Origin of the sequence: Bacillus sp. FSL W7-1582, from assembly GCF_038593325.1 — a bacterium.
Lineage (GTDB): Bacteria > Bacillota > Bacilli > Bacillales > Bacillaceae > Bacillus > Bacillus altitudinis.
Genome location: NZ_CP151987.1, coordinates 1,905,390 through 1,927,895 on the forward strand (window position 1 = coordinate 1,905,390; position 22,506 = coordinate 1,927,895).

Annotated in this window: 21 protein-coding genes; 7 read left to right on the plus strand and 14 right to left on the minus strand. The window is 41.6% G+C overall.

What is annotated here, in order from left to right; genetic code table 11:
* Positions 1 to 110 precede the first annotated feature (110 nt).
* Both NSQ11_RS09645 and NSQ11_RS09650 read left to right on the plus strand, forming a co-directional pair.
* On the plus strand, positions 111 to 1,307 hold the full coding sequence (locus NSQ11_RS09645; protein WP_041507098.1) for a cytochrome P450: 1,197 nt from the start codon (positions 111 to 113) through the stop codon (positions 1,305 to 1,307).
* 118 nt (positions 1,308 to 1,425) lie between these two features.
* Positions 1,426 to 3,465 carry a molybdopterin oxidoreductase family protein gene (locus NSQ11_RS09650; RefSeq protein ID WP_342501093.1) on the plus strand — a complete coding sequence of 680 codons (2,040 nt, stop codon included), beginning with the start codon at positions 1,426 to 1,428 and terminating at the stop codon, positions 3,463 to 3,465.
* A 46-nt stretch (positions 3,466 to 3,511) separates the two neighbouring features.
* Here the strand turns inward: NSQ11_RS09650 and NSQ11_RS09655 are convergent, their stop codons facing one another.
* From NSQ11_RS09655 to xylA, 3 genes are all read right to left on the minus strand, one after another.
* Positions 3,512 to 4,198, minus strand: coding sequence for a glycoside hydrolase family 11 protein (locus tag NSQ11_RS09655; protein WP_007500674.1), 687 nt, complete (start codon positions 4,196 to 4,198; stop codon positions 3,512 to 3,514).
* 94 nt (positions 4,199 to 4,292) lie between these two features.
* Positions 4,293 to 5,786 (minus strand): xylulokinase, encoded by a 1,494-nt coding sequence (gene xylB, locus NSQ11_RS09660; protein ID WP_342501094.1) that lies wholly within the window; start codon positions 5,784 to 5,786, stop codon positions 4,293 to 4,295.
* Positions 5,787 to 5,819: 33 nt separating this feature from the next.
* On the minus strand, positions 5,820 to 7,157 hold the full coding sequence (gene xylA / locus NSQ11_RS09665; RefSeq protein WP_046526857.1) for a xylose isomerase: 1,338 nt from the start codon (positions 7,155 to 7,157) through the stop codon (positions 5,820 to 5,822).
* A 213-nt stretch (positions 7,158 to 7,370) separates the two neighbouring features.
* Between xylA and NSQ11_RS09670 the strand changes: the two genes are divergently transcribed.
* The gene (locus NSQ11_RS09670; RefSeq protein WP_017359472.1) at positions 7,371 to 8,531 is read left to right on the plus strand and encodes an ROK family transcriptional regulator; all 1,161 of its coding nucleotides are present in this window, start codon (positions 7,371 to 7,373) and stop codon (positions 8,529 to 8,531) included.
* Between the two features lie 47 nt (positions 8,532 to 8,578).
* On the opposite strand, the gene NSQ11_RS09675 is transcribed toward NSQ11_RS09670, so the two are convergent.
* The 3 genes from NSQ11_RS09675 to csaA form a co-directional block, all read right to left on the minus strand.
* Positions 8,579 to 10,186 carry a glycoside hydrolase family 43 protein gene (locus NSQ11_RS09675; RefSeq protein ID WP_144740094.1) on the minus strand — a complete coding sequence of 536 codons (1,608 nt, stop codon included), beginning with the start codon at positions 10,184 to 10,186 and terminating at the stop codon, positions 8,579 to 8,581.
* Positions 10,187 to 10,210: 24 nt separating this feature from the next.
* Entirely contained in the window at positions 10,211 to 11,602 is a 1,392-nt protein-coding gene (locus tag NSQ11_RS09680) for an MFS transporter (RefSeq protein ID WP_007500679.1), read from the minus strand.
* Between the two features lie 509 nt (positions 11,603 to 12,111).
* The gene (gene csaA / locus NSQ11_RS09685) at positions 12,112 to 12,444 is read right to left on the minus strand and encodes a chaperone CsaA (protein WP_017359474.1); all 333 of its coding nucleotides are present in this window, start codon (positions 12,442 to 12,444) and stop codon (positions 12,112 to 12,114) included.
* A 267-nt stretch (positions 12,445 to 12,711) separates the two neighbouring features.
* Between csaA and NSQ11_RS09690 the strand changes: the two genes are divergently transcribed.
* A complete protein-coding gene (locus tag NSQ11_RS09690; RefSeq protein WP_007500681.1) occupies positions 12,712 to 13,191 on the plus strand; it encodes a hypothetical protein in 480 nt (159 codons plus the stop codon).
* Here NSQ11_RS09690 and NSQ11_RS09695 read toward each other — a convergent pair.
* The 7 genes from NSQ11_RS09695 to NSQ11_RS09725 form a co-directional block, all read right to left on the minus strand.
* A complete protein-coding gene (locus tag NSQ11_RS09695) occupies positions 13,188 to 14,813 on the minus strand; it encodes a YndJ family protein (protein ID WP_342501095.1) in 1,626 nt (541 codons plus the stop codon). The two genes, NSQ11_RS09690 and NSQ11_RS09695, sit on opposite strands and share 4 nt — an antisense overlap.
* Positions 14,806 to 15,411 carry a DUF4166 domain-containing protein gene (locus NSQ11_RS09700; protein WP_342501096.1) on the minus strand — a complete coding sequence of 202 codons (606 nt, stop codon included), beginning with the start codon at positions 15,409 to 15,411 and terminating at the stop codon, positions 14,806 to 14,808. The genes NSQ11_RS09695 and NSQ11_RS09700 overlap by 8 nt, the downstream gene beginning before the upstream one ends.
* Positions 15,374 to 16,255, minus strand: a complete 882-nt coding sequence (locus NSQ11_RS09705) for a hypothetical protein (protein ID WP_148779942.1) — start codon at positions 16,253 to 16,255, stop codon at positions 15,374 to 15,376. The genes NSQ11_RS09700 and NSQ11_RS09705 overlap by 38 nt, the downstream gene beginning before the upstream one ends.
* A gap of 151 nt (positions 16,256 to 16,406) precedes the next feature.
* On the minus strand, positions 16,407 to 16,979 hold the full coding sequence (locus tag NSQ11_RS09710) for a TetR/AcrR family transcriptional regulator (RefSeq protein WP_008346533.1): 573 nt from the start codon (positions 16,977 to 16,979) through the stop codon (positions 16,407 to 16,409).
* Between the two features lie 3 nt (positions 16,980 to 16,982).
* On the minus strand, positions 16,983 to 17,702 hold the full coding sequence (locus NSQ11_RS09715) for an MBL fold metallo-hydrolase (protein WP_342501097.1): 720 nt from the start codon (positions 17,700 to 17,702) through the stop codon (positions 16,983 to 16,985).
* A gap of 38 nt (positions 17,703 to 17,740) precedes the next feature.
* The gene (locus NSQ11_RS09720) at positions 17,741 to 18,217 is read right to left on the minus strand and encodes a GyrI-like domain-containing protein (protein WP_046526860.1); all 477 of its coding nucleotides are present in this window, start codon (positions 18,215 to 18,217) and stop codon (positions 17,741 to 17,743) included.
* A gap of 54 nt (positions 18,218 to 18,271) precedes the next feature.
* On the minus strand, positions 18,272 to 19,195 hold the full coding sequence (locus NSQ11_RS09725; RefSeq protein ID WP_017359481.1) for a YafY family protein: 924 nt from the start codon (positions 19,193 to 19,195) through the stop codon (positions 18,272 to 18,274).
* A gap of 118 nt (positions 19,196 to 19,313) precedes the next feature.
* Between NSQ11_RS09725 and NSQ11_RS09730 the strand changes: the two genes are divergently transcribed.
* Complete coding sequence (locus NSQ11_RS09730; protein WP_035391760.1) at positions 19,314 to 19,838, plus strand: hypothetical protein; 525 nt, start codon at positions 19,314 to 19,316, stop codon at positions 19,836 to 19,838.
* Between the two features lie 35 nt (positions 19,839 to 19,873).
* Here NSQ11_RS09730 and czrA read toward each other — a convergent pair whose 3' ends face one another.
* Entirely contained in the window at positions 19,874 to 20,203 is a 330-nt protein-coding gene (gene czrA / locus NSQ11_RS09735; protein ID WP_007500691.1) for a Zn(II)-responsive metalloregulatory transcriptional repressor CzrA, read from the minus strand.
* Positions 20,204 to 20,390: 187 nt separating this feature from the next.
* Here czrA and NSQ11_RS09740 point away from each other — a divergent pair, with 187 nt between their 5' ends.
* Positions 20,391 to 21,716: an APC family permease gene (locus tag NSQ11_RS09740; RefSeq protein WP_017359483.1), complete on the plus strand. Its 1,326-nt coding sequence runs from the start codon at positions 20,391 to 20,393 to the stop codon at positions 21,714 to 21,716.
* 97 nt (positions 21,717 to 21,813) lie between these two features.
* A complete protein-coding gene (locus NSQ11_RS09745) occupies positions 21,814 to 22,476 on the plus strand; it encodes a lysozyme family protein (protein ID WP_017359484.1) in 663 nt (220 codons plus the stop codon).
* The last annotated feature ends 30 nt before the right edge of the window (positions 22,477 to 22,506 follow it).

A 22,506-nucleotide genomic window follows, 5' to 3' on the forward strand; every position in this document is an offset into this window, starting at 1 on the left:
TTGAATCTTTCGATTAGACTATTGACATATTTTAGAAAACATGTCCGTTGAAATGCGTTTTTCGTGGTGATACCGTGAAAGGGAAATCAAGTGAAAAAGGAGCGTTCATAATGAAAGTAAAAGAAAATTACGTCAATGTCATCCCAATGAAAGAAATCCGATCTACTGATGACCTTCTTTTCCCATTCCCTATCTACAATGAATTACGATCGCAGGGTGATATTCGATACGATGAAACGAGAAAGTGCTGGGATCTCTTTCGATATGCTGATATTCAGTCCGTTCTGAAGCAGCCAAAAGTGTTTTCATCACAGCGAGGAAGAAGTACATCTAAAACGAGTATTTTAACAATGGACCCACCAAAACATACCAAAATGAGAGCACTCGTCAATAAAGCCTTCACGCCAAAAGCGATCAAACAAATAGAAGAAAAGATCAAAGACTTGACCCATGATCTATTACATCAAGTAAAGGATCAACGGACCTTCGATATTGTCCAAGATCTTGCCGCTCCCCTACCTGTCATGATCATCGCCGAGCTTCTCGGGGCAGAAGTGAAAGACAGAGAGCTGATCAAAAAACATTCAGATGCTCTAGTTGCAGGAGCCAAAGATGATTCAAAAGAAGCTGTTCAAGCCGTTGTCGACATGCAAAAACAAGCAGAAAAAGAGCTGTCAGCGTACTTTGCTCATTTGATCCAAAAACGAAAAGAAACGCCAGCCGATGATTTAATCTCCCTTCTCATCCAAGCGGAAATTGACGGTGAGCGTTTATCAGAAAATGAACTACTTGGCTTTTGTATACTCTTACTCGTTGCTGGTAATGAAACAACGACGAATTTAATTACAAATGCCGTACGACTTTTAACAGAGCAGCCGCATATCGCCGAATCAGTGCGGCAAGACCTGTCTCTCATTCCTCAATTGACGGAGGAAACGCTACGCTATTATCCGCCTGTTCAAGCGATTGGGCGAGTTGCAGCAGAGGATGTTCAGATTGCCGGTTCTCACATTGAAAAAGGAGACTATCTCATCAGCTGGGTGGCATCTGCGAATCGTGATGAACGGAAGTTTGACGATCCAGATACGTTTCGTCTTGACAGAAAATCAAATCCGCATTTGAGCTTTGGCTTCGGCATCCATTTTTGTCTTGGTGCCCCTCTCGCCCGGCTTGAGGCTCATCTAGCACTTGAGATTTTACTCCGTACGTTTCGAGAAATCACCTGTGCGGCAGATCAGCTGAAACCAATTCAAAGCACGTTTGTGTTTGGGGTCAAAGAATTCCCTGTGCAGGTCACCCGTTTTTAAAAGTCCCTTTCATTAGGGGCTTTTTTTCATATGCTTCTCCTTACCTTCCTCGTCTGAACATGCTAAAATAAAGTCCATATGTACAGTGATCACGGAATTCGGAAAGGAAGCTAAACGTATGACCGATTACACAGCAATGAAAGACGGAATATTCAAATCAGTTTGTTCGTTAGATTGCCCTGACCAGTGCGGTCTTTTAATCCATAAAGAGAACGGAAAGATCGTTAAAGTTCAAGGAGACCCAGATCATCCAGTCACTCAAGGAAACATTTGCAATAAAGTGCGGAATGTCACAGCTCGTTTATATGATGAAAAACGTCTGACAACGCCATTAAAACGTGTAGGTCAAAAAGGTGACCGGCAGTTTGCACCAATTACGTGGGAAGAAGCGATTGAAACCATTCGTCAAAAATGGACAAAGCTGATCGAAGAAAAAGGACCAGAAAGCATTTTGCCTTACAGCTTCTATGGGAATATGGGGAATCTTAATGCAGAAGGAATGGACCGCCGCTTTTTCTATCGACTTGGCTCAAGTCAGCTAGACCGAACCATTTGTCAGTCAGCCGGAACAACAGGCTATAAATATACAATGGGCGCAAGCATCGGGACAGACCCAGAAGAGACCATTCACACGAAACTATTTATCTTTTGGGGCATCAATGCGGTTTCAACCAATATGCATCAAATCACGTTGGCACAAAAAGCTCGAAAGCAAGGGGCTAAAATTGTCGTCATTGATGTGCACAAAAACCAAACGGGCCGGATGGCAGATTGGTTCATTCCGCTTCGCCCTGGCACTGACAGTGCGCTAGCTCTTGGGATCATGCATGTCCTTTTTAAAGAAGACCGCACAGATGCGTCATTTTTAGAGACTTACACGGTCGGTCACAATGAACTTCGCGAGCATGTGAAGCAGTATGATCCAGAAACGGTTGAACAAATCACGGGTGTCCCGAAAGAAGACATCATCACACTTGCGAGAATGTACGCAGAGACAACGCCGTCTCTCATTCGTATTGGCAATGGGCTACAGCATCACGATAATGGCGGCATGAGTATTCGAACCATCTCCTGTCTCCCTGCCCTCACCGGTCAATGGCTGCACAAAGGCGGCGGTGCGATGAAATCGAACTCTTCTTTTCTTAGTTATAATGAAACCGCTCTTCAGCGACCGGAATTATTAAAGGAACGCGAACCTAGAACATTTAATATGAATCAGCTGGGCAGCGTGCTAACGAACGCAGAACCTTCTATTGATTCTCTTTTTCTCTACTCTTGCAACCCGGCTGTTGTGACACCTGAAGCAAATAAAGTAAGAGACGGTTTAATGCGGCAAGACTTATTTACGGTTGTCCATGACTTGTTCATGACAGAGACAGCCACTTATGCGGATATTGTTCTGCCAGCGACATCTGCCTTTGAAAACGAGGATTTTTATACTTCTTACTGGCATCATTACATTCAAATTCAAGAACCTGTTATTGAACGTTATGGAGAAAGCAAATCAAACACAGAAGTGTTTCGTCTTTTGGCTCATGCGATGGGCTTTGAAGATGAAGCCTTTAAAGACACAGATGCGGAACTAATGGAACAAGCTCTTCATCATCCTGAAAATCCGCACTATGAAAACATCTCATATCAAGCGTTAAAAGAGAAAAAGTGGATCAAAGCAAAACGAGGGCCTTTCAAAGATTTAAAGCTCCCTACCCCAAGCGGGAAAATTGAGCTTTACTCTGAACAAATGAAAAAAGATGGATATCCAGCCCTTCCAACCTATGTACCTTTATTCAAGGAAAGTGATTATCCACTAACGTTTATACCGGGACCAAACCATAATTTTCTTAATTCCACCTTCTCTCTTCATGAGAAGCATCAAAAGCTAGAGAAATTTCCGAAGCTTCATATGAATGAACAAGATGCAAAAGAAAGACAGATTGAAGATGGGGACATGGTTCGTGTGCTGAATGATCGAGGAGAATGCGAGCTGATCGTGTCAGTCGGACAAAATGTGTTATCTGGCGTTGTTGTCAGCCAGGGATTATGGGCAGACCAAAAAGGCAAAAAACATTTGGTGAATGGCCTCACACCTGATCGCTTGGCAGATATGGGCGGCGGTGCGACGTTCTTTTCCGGCAGAGTCGAAGTTGAAAAATTATGATAGAAAAAGCCAGGAGTTTTGCTCCCGGCTCTTTTCTTTGACTTTTTTAGTTGCCAATAAACAGCTGATTGGTCATCACATTTGCACTTCCGCTGCTTTGGTAGCCTTCTACAGTAAATGCCGTTTCATACATTTTCCCCATTGGCATCCCTAAGCTTTCCCATTTTCTAAAATGCGCACTGACGGAGACCGTTCCGCTTGTACGTTTCGTTTGACGTACACTCCAATATTGCTTGAAGGTTGCGATCCCGATAATGGAAGGCTGATTGACACGGGTTGTTTCATAAATGTCATATGTGCCTCCATCAGCATAAAATGATCCTTTATACGCTCCTGTTGGACGATATGTGCCCCATGAATCAACAATGTAGTATTCTGCTAATGGAGATTGTGTCCAGCCATAGACACATAGATAGGAATTCCCGCCTGGGTTAAAACTTGCGTTGTAATTGATGGAGATGTTGCCAAGCTGATGGTGAGTTCTAGTGGAATCAAACTTTTTCCCTTTTCTAAATAAAGCATTTCCGATATTGTTCCAGCCTGCACTAAATGCCCCGCCGTTATTGAGTGTCATCGAGGTGTTTCCATAATCCTTCCATAATTCATAATCGTACCCGCTATGGTTACCCATTTCATTATTCGTAATGGTTCTCGCATGGGCTGGTACAGCCGTCAGTATAAGCGTCAGTCCAATACACATCACAAACAACAGTCTTAATTTTCTCAAATTCATCGTCCATTCCTCTCCTTTTTCATCCTTTTAATTCTGTCATCTCTATGATGAAATGAATTCATCACCTCCTTTCATGCCCCTACTCACTACTAGATTATCGATACTGTGCTAGACCCGCATGAATGTCTCTTGTGTTTGTATAAATGCTTTGATACAAACGAAAGAGATGATCATATACATCGACATGCTGTTGATTTGGTGTAAATACGACCGCTTGATGGATAAACTGATCCGCGCACGCCTCAAGTGACTCGTACCAGCCGCATCCAACTGCTGCAAGCATCGCTGCACCTAATGCGGGCCCTTGCTCATTTTCAAGCTGCATCACCTCAGCTTGAAAAATGTCTGCCTGCATTTGAAGCCATGTATGACTTCTCGCACCTCCACCAATAGACACGATGGAATCAATGCTTTTTCCCGCCTGCTTGAATAAAGCGATCGATTCATTTAATGAAAAAGTGATTCCTTCAAGCACAGCTCTAACCATATGCGCTTTTTTATGCCGGCTGTCTAATCCAATGAAGCTTCCACGAATGACTGAATCTGCATGAGGCGTTCTTTCCCCAACTAAATATGGCGTAAATAGCAATCCATTTGCGCCAGGCGCTATATCTTTTGCTCCGGCTAAAAGGTCTTTAAACGAATCATTTGGAGCAAGTAAAGATTTAATCCAATCGAGGCTATAACCTGCTGACAAAGTGACCCCCATTGTATAAAAAGCGTCTTTTTTTGCATGATGGAACAAATGCAAGTTTCCATTCAGCTCTCTGTTATGATTTTCTTCATAGGAAAGAATGACACCTGATGTGCCAATGCTGCATAGTGTGTGACCTGATGATAAAATGCCGGCACCAATGGCACCGCAAGCATTATCCGCTCCACCCGCAAAAACCTTCACCTCTTCTGCCATCCCGGTTTCCTTTGCGATCTGCGGCAAGAGTGTTCCAACCTCCGCCTCCGATGAAACGAGCGGCGGGCAAATACGAATCGGAATATCAAAGGTTTGACAAATCTCCTCACTCCATGCTTGTTCTCCCATATCCAACAGTAACGTACCAGCCGCATCAGAATAGTCCATATGAATAGCACCGGTTAATCGATATCTGACATAATCTTTTGGAAGTAAAAACAAATGGATTCGTTGATCAATTTCTGGTTCATGTTCCTTTACCCATAACAACTTTGGCAGTGTAAATCCTTCTAATGCCTGATTTTTTGTGATCGCTTGCAGCCTGCCTCCTAGCTTTTCTGTCATGCGCACGCATTGCGGTGTTGTTCTTGTGTCATTCCACAAGATGGCAGGCCTGAGCACTTGAAGGAATTCATCTAATAAAACAAGTCCGTGCATTTGTCCAGAAAAACTGATGCCTTCTACTTGCCTTGACTGAACAGGCTTTCTCTCCATAAGTTCTGTCATCGCGGCAATCGTCTGCTCTACCCAGTCTTCAGGATTTTGCTCACAATAACCTGGTTTGCTTTGAATGAGGCGGTAAGATTTAGTCGTCTCGCAGCATACCTTCCCGCTCTCATCTACTAATATCGCTTTAACTCCGCTCGTTCCAAGATCAATTCCCATCACATACTTCATGTGTTCACTCCTTCAAAACATCCGCCCGCTCCATTAATCTTCTAACAAATATTGATTTAATCTGGCTTTCAGCTGTTCCTCTCTGCCAGATTCGTTTCTGATGAGCGGATGTTTCAGTGCATATTCTTCTAATGTATGAAAGTTTGCCTTTCCTTCTGAAATCTCCAGTCCAATTCCTTCAGAAAAACTGCGGTACCTGTGCTTGATCACATCTTCAAACACACGGTCTTCTATGAGTCTATGAGCCACCCGCAGCCCTTTTGCGAATGCATCCATCCCCGCAATATGGGCATACAGAAGATCTTCCAGTTCAAAGGAGGCTCTTCTGACTTTTGCATCAAAATTGAGACCGCCTGTTCCAAGTCCGCCATTTTGCAAAATTTCATACATGGCGAGTGTTGTGGCATATAAATCCGTTGGGAATTCATCTGTGTCCCATCCTAGAAGGGAGTTTCCTTGGTTGGCATCAACGGAACCGAGCAGTCCATGAATTCTTGCTACACGCAGCTCATGCTCAAACGTATGACCCGCTAATGTCGCATGATTGGCCTCGATATTTAATTTAAAGTGTGTATCCAATCCATATTGTTTTAAAAAGGCGATCGATGTCGCTGCATCCGTATCATATTGATGAGTTGTCGGTTCCTTCGGCTTTGGCTCAATTAAAAATTGACCTGTAAATCCAATTTCTTTTGCATAATCGACCGCCATATGCAAAAAGGTCGCCAAATGATCAAGCTCTCTTTTCATATCTGTATTCAGCAGTGTGTCGTAACCTTCTCGTCCTCCCCAGAAAACATAATTTTCTGCGCCGAGTTCCTTTGCTGTTTCGATGCCCTTTTTCACTTGTGCAGCTGCATAGGCAAATACATCTGCATGACAGGATGTCGCTGCACCGTGAACAAATCTTGGATGCTTAAACATATTAGCCGTGTTCCATAGAAGCCGAACCCCGCTTTGCTGCATGTAATCTTTCATTCTTTCTATGATGATGTCTAACTGCTGATTGGTCTCTTGAAGCGTGTCGCCCTCTGGTGCAATATCACGGTCATGGAATGAAAAATACGGAACATCCAATAGATCAAAGAGCTGAAAAGCCACTTCCAATCTAGCTTTCGCCAAATCCATTCCACTATAAGAATCCCAGGCCCTTTTCATCGTGCCAGTTCCAAACATGTCTGTTCCATCAGCAGTCAGTGTATGCCAATAAGCGACGGAGAATCGCAGGTGATCTTTCATTGTCTTTCCGCCAATCTTTTCGCTCGGATTATAATATTTAAATGCGAATGGGTTCTTTGAATGTTTTCCTTCATATTGAATGTTGCCAATCCCTTGTAAACTACTTAACGAAGTCATATTTGATTTGACCATAAGTGATTCCCCCTATATATTCACTTAGTAAGTTGATTCAACAAACAAACGAACGAGTTGACCAACTAATCTCTTTGAATTTTCCATATTTTTTAGTTTTTTAGAAATATTTTCGTTATAATAAAGTGAAAAGCATGTTTTATAGAGAATGAACTCGACAAAAAACGGCTTTTCTTCACTTAATCTAAAGACGAAACAAATGGAGTGGATACAATGGATATTGCGGATCAGAACTTTGTGAAAAAAATAAATCAAAAGCTATTGCTAAACGAAATTCTGCACCATGCACCAATTTCCAGAGCAAAATTATCTGAACGCACTGGGTTAAATAAATCGACTGTTTCTTCTCAGGTGAGTACATTAATGAAAGAACATCTTGTTTATGAAATCGGTCAAGGCGAATCTAGCGGCGGAAGAAGACCCGTGCTTCTCATGTTTAATAAACGTGCAGGTTACTCTATCGGCATTGATGTCGGTGTTGATTATGTCAACGGCATTTTAACAGACCTTGAAGGGTCGATGATTCATGATGAGCAGCTCAAGCTCCCATCCAGCACACCTGATGTGACCGTCCGTATTTTAATTGAATTGATTCAGCAGTTACGTTCACATATCCCTTCTTCCCCATACGGGCTAATTGGTATTGGGATTTGTATACCAGGTCTGGTCGATGCAGATGAACAAATTGTGTTTACGCCTCATTCAAAATGGAAAAATGTCGATCTGAAAACAAGTCTCCAAGACACATTCCAAGTACCGGTTTTTATCGAGAATGAAGCAAATGCCGGTGCGTACGGTGAAAAAATCTTTGGTGCTGCTAAACATTATGACCATCTGATCTATGCAAGTATCGGCACTGGTATTGGAATAGGCATCATTATCAATCATCATTTATATAGAGGCACAAACGGTTTTTCTGGTGAAATGGGACATATGACGATCGACTTTAATGGACCGACATGTAGCTGCGGAAATCGTGGTTGCTGGGAACTGTATGCATCTGAGAAGGCACTGTTCCAATCGCTCCAAACAGATGGTCAGCCATTCACCTATCAAGATATTGAGCGGCTGGCGAAGTTAAATGATATGAAAACACTCAATGCCTTGCGTAACTTTGGCTTTTACATTGGGGTAGGTCTCACAAACGTTCTGCATACCTTCAACCCACAAGCCGTTATTTTACGAAACAAGGTCATTGAATCTGAGCAGACCGTTCTAAGTGTCATTCAAGATGAAGTATCCTCTAGAATGGATGCACAATTCAGCTCACGGGTGGAGCTGCTCCCTTCGTCATTAGGACAAAACGCACCAGCCTTAGGGATGACATCTCTTGTCACTGAAGCTTTTTTGCGTGATGTCACGCCTTCACCATAATGGAATACATGTTAAAGAGAGACAGCCTTTAGAGTGTTGTCTTTTTTTTATTCAGTTGTTTCTTCGTATCGAAAATACTTAAAATCGGCAGGCAGACGCTCGCCGCTTGTGTCTTGGCACTGCATTCCGACAAAAGCACCTGTAAAGAACCCCCCTCCTCGAATAAAATCATCTGATAAATGGGTCGATTCAAGCGGTATATCTATTTTTTCCCACTCTTGTTGATCAAAAGAATAAGAATACGTGTACGTCTCTCTCTGAACGGTTACTCTTAAATACACATACGTGACCTCGTCTGGAATGATGATTTTTTTAATTAGCGGCTGAGAAAAGGCCAGATTTTCACACACAGATAATTCAAGGATACGGTCAAGCGCCTCGTCATAAGTCACCTGAAGTGCAGTCCAATTTTCCGTATTATAATAATTCACAAGACCTGCCGCTTGCTGAAAGTTTTTCGGAAAGAAGGAAACCGCTGTCTCTGCTTCAAAATAAAAGCTTTGCCAGCGCCTCGCAACAAACGCTTGGGTAAATTTAGACGTTAAAGATTCCTGCCCATACAGCCTTAAATGATGAGGATTTTCCGTCACTGAACCAATCTGATCCGTAAATGGGATTCTTAATGTTTGGAAATGTCTATTTAACGATGAATCTTTAAATTCATCGACTATGTGATAGGTTGGAGAGAACTCTTTTACGCTCATCGCAGGCGCTTCAACCTCTAGGAGCCCCTCTTTTCCGCCTACCACATACGGCCAGCCATCTTTCCATTCAAGCTTTTGTATGGCTGTCTCTCTTCCTAAAGGGCACCAGCCTCTTTGCTGAAAAATGGATTCCTTACTTGAATGAATTGGGCGGCCAGTCAGATGAGCCAAATACCATTCATTTGTATGCGTTTGTACAATGGAAGCATGCCCGCATTTTTGTAGTGGATGGCTAGGCGCATGAAAAGCCGTTAAAATTGGGTTGTCAGGATGAACCTCGTACGGCCCATCAATACGCGAGGAACGGGCGATTGTGGCTGCATGTTCGTAACGTGTTCCCCCTTCAGCTGTTAATAAATAATAGACATCATTGATGTAATAAAGATGCGGGGCTTCTGTCAGTTTGATTGGCGTGCCTTTAAAAATGACCTTCCGCTCACCGACCAGTTTTTTTTCAGATACACTATATTCCTGTAAGGCTATACCTGCAAAGGAGTGATGTTTTTCTCGATGGTCCCACAGCATATTCAACACGTATTTCTTTCCGCTTGGATCATGGAACAAGGAAGGATCAAACCCAGAACTATTGAGTCGAACCGGATCGCTCCACTCGCCATCTACTGCGTCAGCTGTGACCAAATAATTATGACCATCCTTAAACGGACCATCTACTACTTTAATATCAGAATAGATGAGCCAAAACTGACCATCCGCATAACTTAAACACGGCGCCCATACCCCGCCGGAATCAGGATTTCCTTTCATATCGAGTTGAGAAGTTTTTTGCAAGGGACGCGCGGCGAGCCGCCAGTGGACGAGATCCTTCGAGTGATAAATTTGCACCCCCGGGAACCATTCAAATGTAGAAACCGCCATGTAATAGTCCTCTCCCGCACGGCAAATACTTGGGTCAGGGTTAAACCCTTTGAGCACTGGATTGGTAATGTTCATTGAATTTCCTCCTCTTTCAGAGAGCTACATTTTAAAGTCGTCCATATGATCGATATACACCTTATCTCTATTCTCAAGCTCTCGTATGACTTTTTTATGTTTTTCTTCATCTAGGTTATAAAAATTAATATCAACCATCGCTAAAATGAGTAAACATACAGGAATCACCGTTGTCGTGATTAAAATGCCCAGTAAAGCTTCTGGTGTTTGCACTTGATTTGCAATATAACCAAATCGGTCAAGGACAAGCCCTGGAACGATGCCGCCTAAGGCCATCCCAAATTTAAAGAAGAAGCCAATCACTGCGTAGATCAGTCCACCCATTCTTTTCCCTGTTTTATATTCGCCATATTCAACGGTTTCAGGAATGAGTGCCCACATGTAAGCACCTGCTGTAATACTCCCTGCAGCCGCAACGAGCCTGAAAATAAGTATTAAAGTGATTTGACTCGGCGGGATCACAAGTAAGGCAAGAAGGCCTACAATATTCAGCAATAATGAATAATTCAGCAGCTTTTTCTTTCCTAACAACTTGTGTAGCTTAGGGATAAACGGCAACACCATTAAAGCTGGCAGACTGCCAATCAGGCCGTACCACTTCACTAAATCCTCTCTGCCGAGGTTATACGTCACATAATAGATCCCGACTGAGTTGCTGATCGAGTTCACACCAAAGATAATGATAAAGAAAATGCTTAACACAACAAGCGGACGATTCACTCGTAACTGGACAAAGAGATCACTGAACTTGATCTTTTCCTCTGGCTTTTGAAGCGTGACGCGCTCATTCGTACTTTTAAAACAGAAAATCAGTAATCCGCCCCCAAGTACGCCGAGAAATGCCATCGTGATCTGCCAGCCAAGTGCTGTATTTCCTGTTGTATCACTCAAAAACGTCGCAAGAAACGGAACAAAAAAAGCAACAACTAAACCACCGAGATTTGCAAAAAGCATACGAACAGACGTAATACTGACGACCTCTTGGTTATTTCTTGTCATTGCGGAAGTTAAAGCACCATAAGGAACATTGATGAACGTGTATGTAAGCGATAAACCAACATACGTGATGTACGCATAAATGAGTTTTCCCATTTCGGAAAAATCCGGTGTCGTAAAACAAAGAATGGCAAGAACGGCAAAAGGTAACGCACCAAATAACAAATAAGGTCTAAACCGGCCAAAACGGCTGTTCGTTCGGTCAACCATCGCCCCAATAAACGGATCTGCAAGCGCATCGATGGCCCGAACCACCAAAAACATCGTCCCTGCTGCTGCTGCTGATAATCCATACACATCCGTATAAAAAAATAATAGATACGTAGAGACAGTTGCATAAATTAAATTACATGCGAAATCTCCTGAAGCATACCCCACTTTTTCAGACATACGAATCTTCTTTAAATTCTCACTCACCATGAGTTTTCTCCCTTCTTCACTTAGCCTCTTCTAACGGACAGATGGTGCAGGGCAGCAGCAATCAATAGGTCGAAAATAAAGCGCTTTCAATTTGTTGTAAAAATGAAGCTGAACAGCTCTTTCTTTCAGCTTAGCCCACATAGCAGCAAATCATGTGCTTTAAACAATAGATGATCGCCATCTTAGTTTATCGATTAAACAAACTAAGATGAATTCATTTTATAAAATATGATCTGACTTTTCAATATTTTTCGAAAAAATAATCCAAATAATTGATTTCTTGTCATTTTTTCTATGATATGAGGAGATGAACCTTCTTTTTATCTTCCAAAAACAAAGAGAACTCAAATAATGGTTGCATTCATATCAATCCCATGCTATATTAATCAAGCGATGAGCTGAATTGTGTAAGTCGGGTAACATGTCTCTTTGAGACACACACGAATGTGGCGTGTGGTTATTCCGCCTCAATACGCAAAAGACATCTTCTGATGAAGATGTCTTTTTTCTTACCCTATTTTAGTGCCATTTTCAACCGGCTCATCGGTGGCAAGCAGGACAACGTCTTCTTTTGACGGCATGCCTCCTAAGACAAGCACCTCTGATTTAAACCCGGCAATTCTTCTTGGCGGGAAATTGACCACTGCAATAATTTGTTTCCCAGTGAGATTCTCAGCCTGATAACGTTTTGTCAGCTGTGCACTAGATTGTTTTATGCCAATCTCATCCCCAAAGTCAATCTTCAGCTTAAAAGCAGGTACTCTTGCTTCTGCAAAAAATGCTGCTTCTACTATCGTCCCAACACGAATGTCTAACGCTAAAAACTGTTCAATATCTGCCATTAGAATCTCTCTCCCTTTCAATCTTTCATAAAAAAGGTCACATTTTTCTTCTGCTAGATGACCACTTGTCTTCCACTAATTTCTTAATTGTAGCACACCCTACTCTTCTAAAAGAAAGGGTTAAAAAGACTATTGATTGAAAATCCTTTTTAGTTTACATAATCATTTTATAGTAGTCTATTAAATGTTTGCATCATGAAAATGAATTCGGTAAAATGGCAAATAATCCTACTGCTTCCTCTCGAATATTTCAGGGAGGGTTAACACTTGTTTACATTATCAGATATGTGGACGTTTTGCTGGTCGTTTTTCGTCATTCTTCCTATCGTTGCCATCTTGCATCAGCTGGGCCATATTGTAGTCGCCTGGCTGTTTGGAGCAAAGGTTTCGTTTGCGCTTGGCCGAGGCAAAAAAGTATTGAAAATAGGCGTCGTTGAAATTAGAAGAATCTATTTTCTTGATGCATTTTGCCACTATGAAGAAATGAGGAGAAATAACCGTTTCTCACACATTCTTGTCTACTTAGGCGGATCATTATGCAACCTGCTCAGTGTTCTTATATTGAACACAATGATCGCCAACGATTTCCTGCCAGAACATCAATTTTTCTATCAATTTGCTTACTTCTCAGTCTACTATGTATTTTTTGCTTTACTGCCAGTACAGTATGCAGATCATCATCCGAGTGATGGGCAAGCGATTGTGAACATCATTCGTCACGGTGAACCATGCGACATCATTGATTAAGATGAGTGGCTTTCACTGTCGATTTGATACTGAATCGTTAAAAAAGGAATACCGAATAGCTTCATTTGATGAATTGCTGTGAGACTTTTTTCCGTCTCCGGTTTCATATGAAAGCTTTCTTCCATTGGCAGTTTCATGGTGATGAAAGACGTATGCAAATACAATCCTTCATCACCCGTACTGCCTTTTGGACTTTTACTTTTTAATAGAAAATCTTCCTTTTCATTCAAAGGTTTTAAAATTGCCGTAAGCTGTGAAAAAGGAAGCGGCAAAGCAATATTCATATAGACTGTCTCTTCATCATGGTGCTGGGCATAGAGTGCATAAAAGACTTGCTCGCCTTTCTCATTGCGCCTGACCCACACACGTACATTCTCCCTATCTTCAAGAGGATGTTGAAATCTTGAAAGACTCCCCGGCATTTCATATGGCAATCGTGATGACCCTAAATAGAGCTGTCCTATTTGTCTAAAAACAGGTTGAAGCAAAAAGACAAACGGCCTTACCCACCAATGAAAACAGACGGCTGCTTTTAACGTAAATGACATCGGGTCCTCATAAAATCTGCGAATAACAGGTGACACACTCTCTGCTGAAAATGCCTTTCCATTTAATTGGTCAAGAGAATCGACTAAACCAATCTTCTCATCATGCTGCATGTCGTCTTGTTGAAAAGACATGACCTGAAAACGACCGTGAACTCTCGATACCGGAAAATCCTTCTGTTTCAATCGATCAGCTGGTCTTTCAATCAACCATCCAATGAGGCCTGGTAAAATAACCAAACTTGCATTGATACTGCCATGAAACCAAATCATTTGATCCATGCTGATGTAGGTAACATGTAAAAGCATTCCGGCAGAATAAAGGAATGATAGGACAATGGTTCCCATTAACATGATGCTAGAAAACACAACGAACCCTTTTGCGACAGTTGAACGAAAAGAAGTTGTCATACATAAAATTCCATACAAATAAAGTGCGATCACATAAAGAACGACGCTGAACGTATCAAACAGGCGAGAATAGCTGATTCCCACAGCAATCATCACTGGCGACAGTAAAATAACCCAGCCACCCACTTTGTATAGCGTCGTCTCTTTTTTGCGCTGCCTCCCCAATAATCCATAAAAGATTGGGATAAAAAAAGCCGAATAATGAAAATGAATAGCGGTCAAAAGAACAATCATCGGTGAAAATGTCATCACTTGTATATCTGCTATGTACAGCCAGAACCAAAGCCCACCTAGAGCGATATACATACATGCGCCATCGATCATCAGCTCATGAAGCGGATGGGCTCCTCTTTTCAGCAAACGGGTGAAACCAAATAAAGCCAGAATCATTGTAAAGAAAAGCCATCCCAATGCAAGCCAGAGAGAATGATAGATGAATGCGCCTGTTGCACATAGAGCTGCTACTGGAAAGGCTTTCATTATGAAGCCGATCAGCCCCTTCTGCTGCCGTTTCTTCTCTTCCTGATAAAAAAAGTGTAAGAAAGCGGGAAGAAAAAATAAAATCGCAATCAAAACAAAAAATTCTGGTATGGGAGCTGTCGTCAAACGTGTAACGAGAAAGCAAGCCATCAACATGATGCTACACATCAAATGCCATTTATTCATGAGATGACACCCTTTCCGTAAACCGGCCCTTATACGTAAAAAGAGTGCCAAAAAGGCGATTTTTCACTTGAACATCAATCGTATACTCACCTGCATGCTCATCGTACCCTTCTGTTACATCAGATTCACCATAAAGCCAAGAAGGCAGTGGCCACTCCCGCCCAAACAGCAAAAACTTTTGCTTACCTGATTGAATGTGCAAGAATCCTTTTTCCGTGGCTGTAAAATGAAGCTCTGACACAAGAAGCCTAGGTTTTCCAAAGTAGTCTAGTACTTGATGGCTCTTCTGATCAATGATCATATCTGCATCAAAATGTCTTTCCTTGTCAGGAAAATAGAACGTTCGAAACCAGTGCATCCCTTCTTCTCCCTTACTTGTCGTAAAAGGCTTGTTCACAATTTGGAAGGGAATATTTCGCCCTCTTTCAGGAAAAAAACAGCGAAACAATGGACCGATTTTGAATAACAATCGGATGAGCTTTGTCCCGCCTCCTATTTCCTCCATGATGCCTTCGGCCGTAAACGCGCGGTTATAACGTTCTTTTAATGCTGGATGCAGCTTATCGTAGTCTTTTACTTGATGATGATGAACGACCATGTCTACCTCCCCTTTTTCGTTTGATCGAAAACACATCTACACAATCTTTTAAATTGATCATTCCTGCAACGGATAAAATGAAAAATGCACTCAGCACCAGCGGCTCGTGCAGAGTCGTTTCTGGCGATAAAATCCCTATACCAAGCATCAGCAGCAGAAAGATGCTTTGAAGGATGAATATATATTTTTTTGGCAGTTTAGGCATGAGCCATGATACACCTAATAGCGCATAAAACAATCGAAATCCGGTGCTATGATCAAAAGCAGAAGGTGAAAAAGGAATGATCGCTTGACATAACCAGACGATGGCAAACAACAAACAAATGCCATAATGGGCAAGTGTTCTCTCAAGCAGCAAACGGGGATGCGTGCCCTTTTCAAGCCACGTCTTTAATGCGCCAAAGCTAAAGGCAGTCATAACCCCCATCATTGGCCGAAAAAAGAACCGGTCTGCCCATTTCCACCCTTTTCCTTCCTTTGTTTCATAATCAAATTGCGTTTGAAACACAATGTGATCATTCGTTTTCATGTATTTCCAATACCCTCCGCCTTCTTTGATGAAAGACAAAGGGTGTGATGATTTAAATTGAAGTGAGGATGCTCTTTCATGACGCTCATCCTTCACGCTCGTTCGATACGCTCCTGTCCCAGTTACACTAATGCCGAATCCAAGGTGTTTCTCATACAAAAAGGATTGGGGCTGTTCATCACTAGGTCCATTTAATGAAATGGTCGAAAATCGCAAATCCCATTGTTCATGAAGCTTTGGATTTTGCGTATACTCCCATACTTTTTCAATAGGTGCTTGAATGGTTGTTTCCACATAAACAGGCTTTCTTTTCATCTGCCTCTACTCCTCTATGTGAATTATTTCACATAATAAGCATACCATGTTTCACAAAACTGTCAAATCTTTATTGGTTTTTTGCCCAAAAAATGTTTTGATTCGTTTACATCTCCTTCATCATATCAGTTCGATACATAAAAAAGACCTGTCAATGAGACAGATCTTCTTGCTCTTTGATGCCTGCAATATAAAGACGGACCGCATAGCTCACACTATCTTCAAGCTGTTCTTTCCGTTGAAATCCTTTTTTGTTTGAAATATCTCCAAAGCCGTGCAGTAAGCTTCTAAGCCCTCTGACGACATGCGTCATGTCCTCTTCTTTTACACCAAAACGAGACATGATGGATTGGACAAAATCAGCAAGATTCTCTGCAGCCACACTGACTTCTTTTTCATTCATATGTGAAAAAGCAGCCTCATAAAGGCCGGGATGCTGACGAACAAATTGAACATATTGTCTTGCAAATGCTAAAACAGCGTCTTCTTTTTCCAGCCCCGCTGTAACTTGTTTGCCGGCCTCACAAAGCATTGTCAGCCCCTTGACAGCAAGAGCTGCCTGTATTTCATGAAGACCAGATATATGGTTGTAAAGAGATGGTGGTCTGATGTTAAGCCGTTTGGACAATGTAGCAATGGTCAAAGCGGAAAAGCCCTCCTCATCGACAAATTCGATGGCAGATTCAACAATTTTTTCTTGTGTGATACCCATTCTTGGAGACATGGCTTACTGTCCTCCCTTTTGTAGCTGATGCTTCCTTTTTTCGATAGCGGCTCTGAGCTTTGCCTCAGGCTCTATGATGAGATCACCATGTCCTGCTGCGAGACAAGACAAGCGAAGTGCCAGTAATTTTTCAGCGCTTTTTAGTGCTGTTTCTGCATCCCAAGTGGCAAAAGCCGGGAATGGGAAGGTCAAGCGAAACTCACCCGTTACAAATAAACCGCCTTTTGTCACAACTGCATCACCCGCAATGACAACCCCTGACTTTTCATCGTATAAAGAGATGCTTCCTGGTGTATGTCCTGGTGTGGCAATGACTTTAAGTGACCCAATCTCGTCCCCTTCTTCAACAAGCACGTCTGGTTTTGTGAGAATGTCTTTTGAAAAACTGCCTTTGACTTTTTTCTTCGGTTCACCAGGAAGTAAAGAGAAATCGCCAGCAAACAGGCGAGCATCTCGTTTCGATAAATAAACAACTGCCTCTGGAAAAGCCTTTTTCACTTCATCTAGTGCGCCAATATGATCCATATGACTATGAGTCAGAATAATTTTGTTAATGGGTTTGTTTAATTGATGTGCAAATTCAATGATCGAGCTTGCTGCCATTTTCAAAGCTGCATCAATTAAGATGAGTTCATTCTCTTCCTCAAATACATAACAATTTACCGGAAAAATACGTGGCATGAGTGTAAGCTGGTGCAAACGGTCAAATGTTGTCAATCTCATCTTGTTTTCCCCCTAAAACTAATGTCGTTAGTTTTATATTAACTAATATCATTAGTTTTAGCAACTATTTTTTCGTCGACTGCTATATAAATATCAATTTGTGCTTCTTTTGGATCAATCGATCGTTCGTCGTACCATTCAAAATCGCCAGTATATGTTCGCAAGTAACGCTGATCCCAGCTCCAAATCTGCTGCCATGTTTCAAACACAACCTCTTCAATCGGGCCCTTTCTCGTTTGAAATCTTGCGTAGGTGGAGCCTGGAATCTCTTTTGCATCTTGTGCTAGCTGCTGGTCAACCAATTGCCCCGCTGTGAACAAATAAGCGCCATTTTCATCCTTTTCATAATCTGAATACAGCCCTATGACTGGCGCATGTCCTCCGCGAAGCTGCTGCGTGAAAAATTGCTGCCAAAGCGGAGCAATCTTCCGCTCGTTTGTTTGCTCCATTTCATTTGTTGTTCGAACAGATAATCCCTTGATCCATTGTTTCTGTAAAATCACGATATCGTACATACATTCTCATCTCCTTTTTTTCCATCATATAAAAAGAAACCTGACAACATTGTGTCAAGTTCCTTTTGGTTTTTGAAATTGTTTCAACTTGAGATCAAATGCTTCCCGAACGGATAGCGGAGAGACAATGTCGACATCTGGCCCTAAATAAAAAAGAAAGCTATATAACCAATCATCCTGAGGCAACGTGATTGTGGCAAGATACGTACCATCTGCACATACGGTGAATTCATTTTCATCTATCCATTCCTTCACTTTACCAACAGAATCTTCAGTCAACCTGAGCGTTAGTGTACTGACGGAAGGTTCTTCGTGCCAAGAATCATTCCAAGGCTTGTCTTCATTTTTTATTCGTTTAGGAAGAAAAGATACTGAATGCGTGATAAGGTCTGACATTCTTTTGAGTTTAAACAGACGAAACGCTTTTTTCACGCAGCAATACGCATACAAATACCAGTGTCTTCCTTTTAAGACAAGTGTATAAGGCTCTACTTTTCTAGGAAGTGTTTCGCCTTTTGCATTGCGATAGGTGAACTGGATATATTGATGCGCTGAGGCAGCGGTATGAATGAGCTGGAGCTTCTTTTCTAAATAGCTGTCTTTCCCCCAAGAGCTTAAATCAATAAAGACATGTTGCTGTTTCTCATTTTGAGGCGGAATCAGGGATTTCATTTTCTTTAGAACATGTTCACTTTCTTTAAAGGTGTATGCACTCGTAATGCTTTCAAGAGCTGTTAAAATCAGTTCAATATCATCATCGGTGAATAATTTTTTCTCTAGACGATAGTCGTCAACGAGTGAAATTCCACCCCCTGCACCTTGTTTTGTGACAACTGGAATCCCCGCTTGATTAATCGTATCAATGTCACGGTATATGGTTCTTACGCTCACTTCATGTAGTTCAGCGAGGTCTTTCGCCTGTACTTGCCGTTTGCTAATTAGTATCATCACAATGGACAAAATGCGATCGATTTTCATGACTTTTCCTCTTTTTCATAAATATAGGTTTTGATTTGATAAAAAAAGAAAGAATGGTAATGATAAGTAACAGCCAGCATTCGTTTACATCCCTGCCTGTGCAGGAGGAGGTTGCATCATGACACATCACGTATGGCAGTTGTTCATGATCGGGATCGTCATGCTCGTCTGGATCATCATTCGAATGAATCGAATGAGACGCTATCAGCTTGTGCGCCCGGTAAATCTTTTCATGAGAATGTATGTATTTAGTCTCACTGCCCTTATTCTCTTATCAGAAGGATGGCAAAATCACAGTATTTTTATCTATGCCGTCATTGGCATGATCTTCGGGAGCAGTCTCGCCGTTCACGCCTATCAGACGATTCAGATGAAATTAGAAAATGGCCGGCTGTATATGAAAACAAGTAAATGGATTGAAAGCTTTATTTTATGTTTGTTTTTATCTAGGCTTGCATTTAAATCGGTCAATCTGACAACACATGCGATCACCAAAATGGATATCGTTGAATTGTATCAGCATATTGTCAGCGATGATGCGTTGACAATACTCAGCTTTTTCCTTCTAGCGGCTTACTATATTGTGTTTTCTTATCAAATGATGAAAGCAAATAAACGATCAACCCAAGTACATCATGCATAAAAAACCTTCCTATATAAAAGTAGGAAGGTTTTTTCTCAATCATGCTGTGCATGGTGTATCATTTGTTCAAGCACTTCCATCACATGCTGATCTTCAGGACTGTAAAAAATCGAGGTCCCTGCTCGTCTAGATTTCACGAGACGAAGATTTTTTAAAAAGCGCAGCTGATGAGATACGGTTGATTGCATAAGGTTTAGTGTTTCTGCTATATCATTTACTGAATGTTCACCTTGAGACAGCAAATGCAGAATACGAATACGCGTCGGATCAGATAAGGCTTTAAATGTTTGGGAGACAAGAAATAGACTTTCTTCGTCCAGCTCCATCCGTTCCTGTTCTTGATTTGTATTCAGTTCTTCCTTCATTTCGCTTCACCTTTCTTGTCAGTCAACTCACGACTTATTCTATGTATCATCATATACCAAAACGTGTAGCATGCAAAGCTTCCACACCTTTTGAAAAAAGATTTATTCAAATAGCATTGACACGTGGTAGCATTCTTTTTAAAATGAGCATTATTTATACATTTTTTTAGAGGAGCTGATAGGCAAATTGACTGAAGAGCCAAGACTAAAACGCAGCCTGACTGTTTTTCCGCTTGTTGTGATCGGGCTTGCTTATATGGACCCACTTGTCGTATTTGATTCATACGGCATTGTTGCTCAGCTGACGAAAGGACACGTTGCTGCAGCTTATATCTTTACTTTACTGGCATTACTATTGACAGCGCTTAGCTATGGGAATATGGTGAAGGCTTTTCCAAAAGCAGGATCTGCATATACATACGCGCAAAAAAGTATTCATCCTCACGTCGGCTTCCTTGTAGGCTGGACACTATTGCTGGACTATTTATTTTTGCCTATGGTGAATTTTGCAATCGGAAGTGCATATTTAACCGCAGCCTTTCCTGATGTACCTCATTACATTTGGATCATCATACTTGCTATCGCCATAACGACTGTCAATGTAATCGGTATACGTCTTACAGCCAACATTACAGCGCTATTTGTGACCTTTCAGGTGATTGTCGCTGTTACATTTGTTGGGTTTATTATTTATGGGCTCACGCAGCATGCAGGCACGGGAGAGATACTGTCAACCCGCCCGTTTTATTCAGCAAGCTTAGATCCCGCCCTTATTTTTTCCGGCGCGACGATTTTATGTTTTTCTTTTCTAGGATTTGATGCGATTTCGACTATGTCTGAGGAAACAATTAAGCCAAAAAGAACGATTCCTCTCGCTATATTTTTAACGGTCGCCATTGGAGGTGTGCTGTTTACCCTCACCTCTTATTTTTTACAGCAGGTGTTTCCAAATTTTCAACAGTTCAAGCATCCAGATGCGGCATCACTTGAAATTGCGGAATTTGTGGGCGGCGCGTTTCTCCACTCATTCTTTTTAGCCGGCACCATGGTCGCTGTCATCTCTTCCTCCCTATCATCACATGCGAGTGCCGCAAGACTCTTGTATGCGATGGGAAGAGATCAATCATTACCAAAGCGTTTCTTCGGTTATATTCACCCAACATTGAAAACGCCTGTATTTAATATTTTATTAATTGGTGTTTTCTCGTTAACCGCAGTTGTTGGTGAGCTTGAGGTCATTTACTCGTTTATCAGCTTCGGGGCATTAATTGGATTTACGTTTGTTAACTTGTCTGTTTTCGCTTACTATTTCATCAAACAAAAACAAAGAGGTGTATTAAACACACTGAGGTATGCCATCATCCCTCTTTGCGGAACGGCTTTTTGTATTTGGCTCTTAACAAGCATCAGTACAAATGCATTAATCATCGGCATGGTGTGGCTCATGATCGGTTTTGTTTATTTCTGCTATAGACTGAAAACAAGAACAGAATTTACGTTTGGCTATGATTGAATATAAGGTTTTCACTTGGTATCCTGTGCAGGATATGGCATAATATAAAGGCTGTACTTCCCTTTTAAAAGCGGGGCAAAACAGGGGTGAACTGACCTTGAAAAAGAAAAAAACAGGATGTTTTGCCATTTCAGGCTGTTTCACGATTTTTCTGTTTGTTTGCGTATTAGCGGCCATTGTCATTTCCTTTAATCAAAAGGAGTTAAAAAAGCTGCCGATTGATACGGAATCAATTGTTTTGTCGAGATTGGATGATTACAAACCGCTTGTAGAAACAGAGTTAAGAGATCAAGATTTAGATCAATATACCGCATTAATTCTCGGTATGATGTATCAGGAATCAAAAGGCAGAGGCGGAGATCCAATGCAGTCCTCTGAATCTCTTGGTTTGAAACGAAATGAAATCAATGACCCTCAGAAAAGCATTAAACAAGGAGTCCATCATTTTTCGACCATGTACAAGCATGGGAAGAAAAAAGGCGTTGATTTGGAAACCATTATTCAAAGCTATAACATGGGAATCGGCTATATTGATTTTGTTGCAAAAAACGGGGGAAAACATTCCGAAAAATTGGCAAAGCAATACTCCAAAAAGCAAGTGAAGCGAAACCCTGAAGTCTATACATGCGGGGGCGACAAAGATAACTTCCGCTATCCGTATTGCTACGGTGATTTCACTTATGCTGAAAAAGTAAAAGAAAAAACGAAAACAGTTGAAGAAAAGATGAAATTGGCTTCATCATCCACACCATCATCGTAAAAAAAAGCACTTCCTAAACGGAAGTGCTTT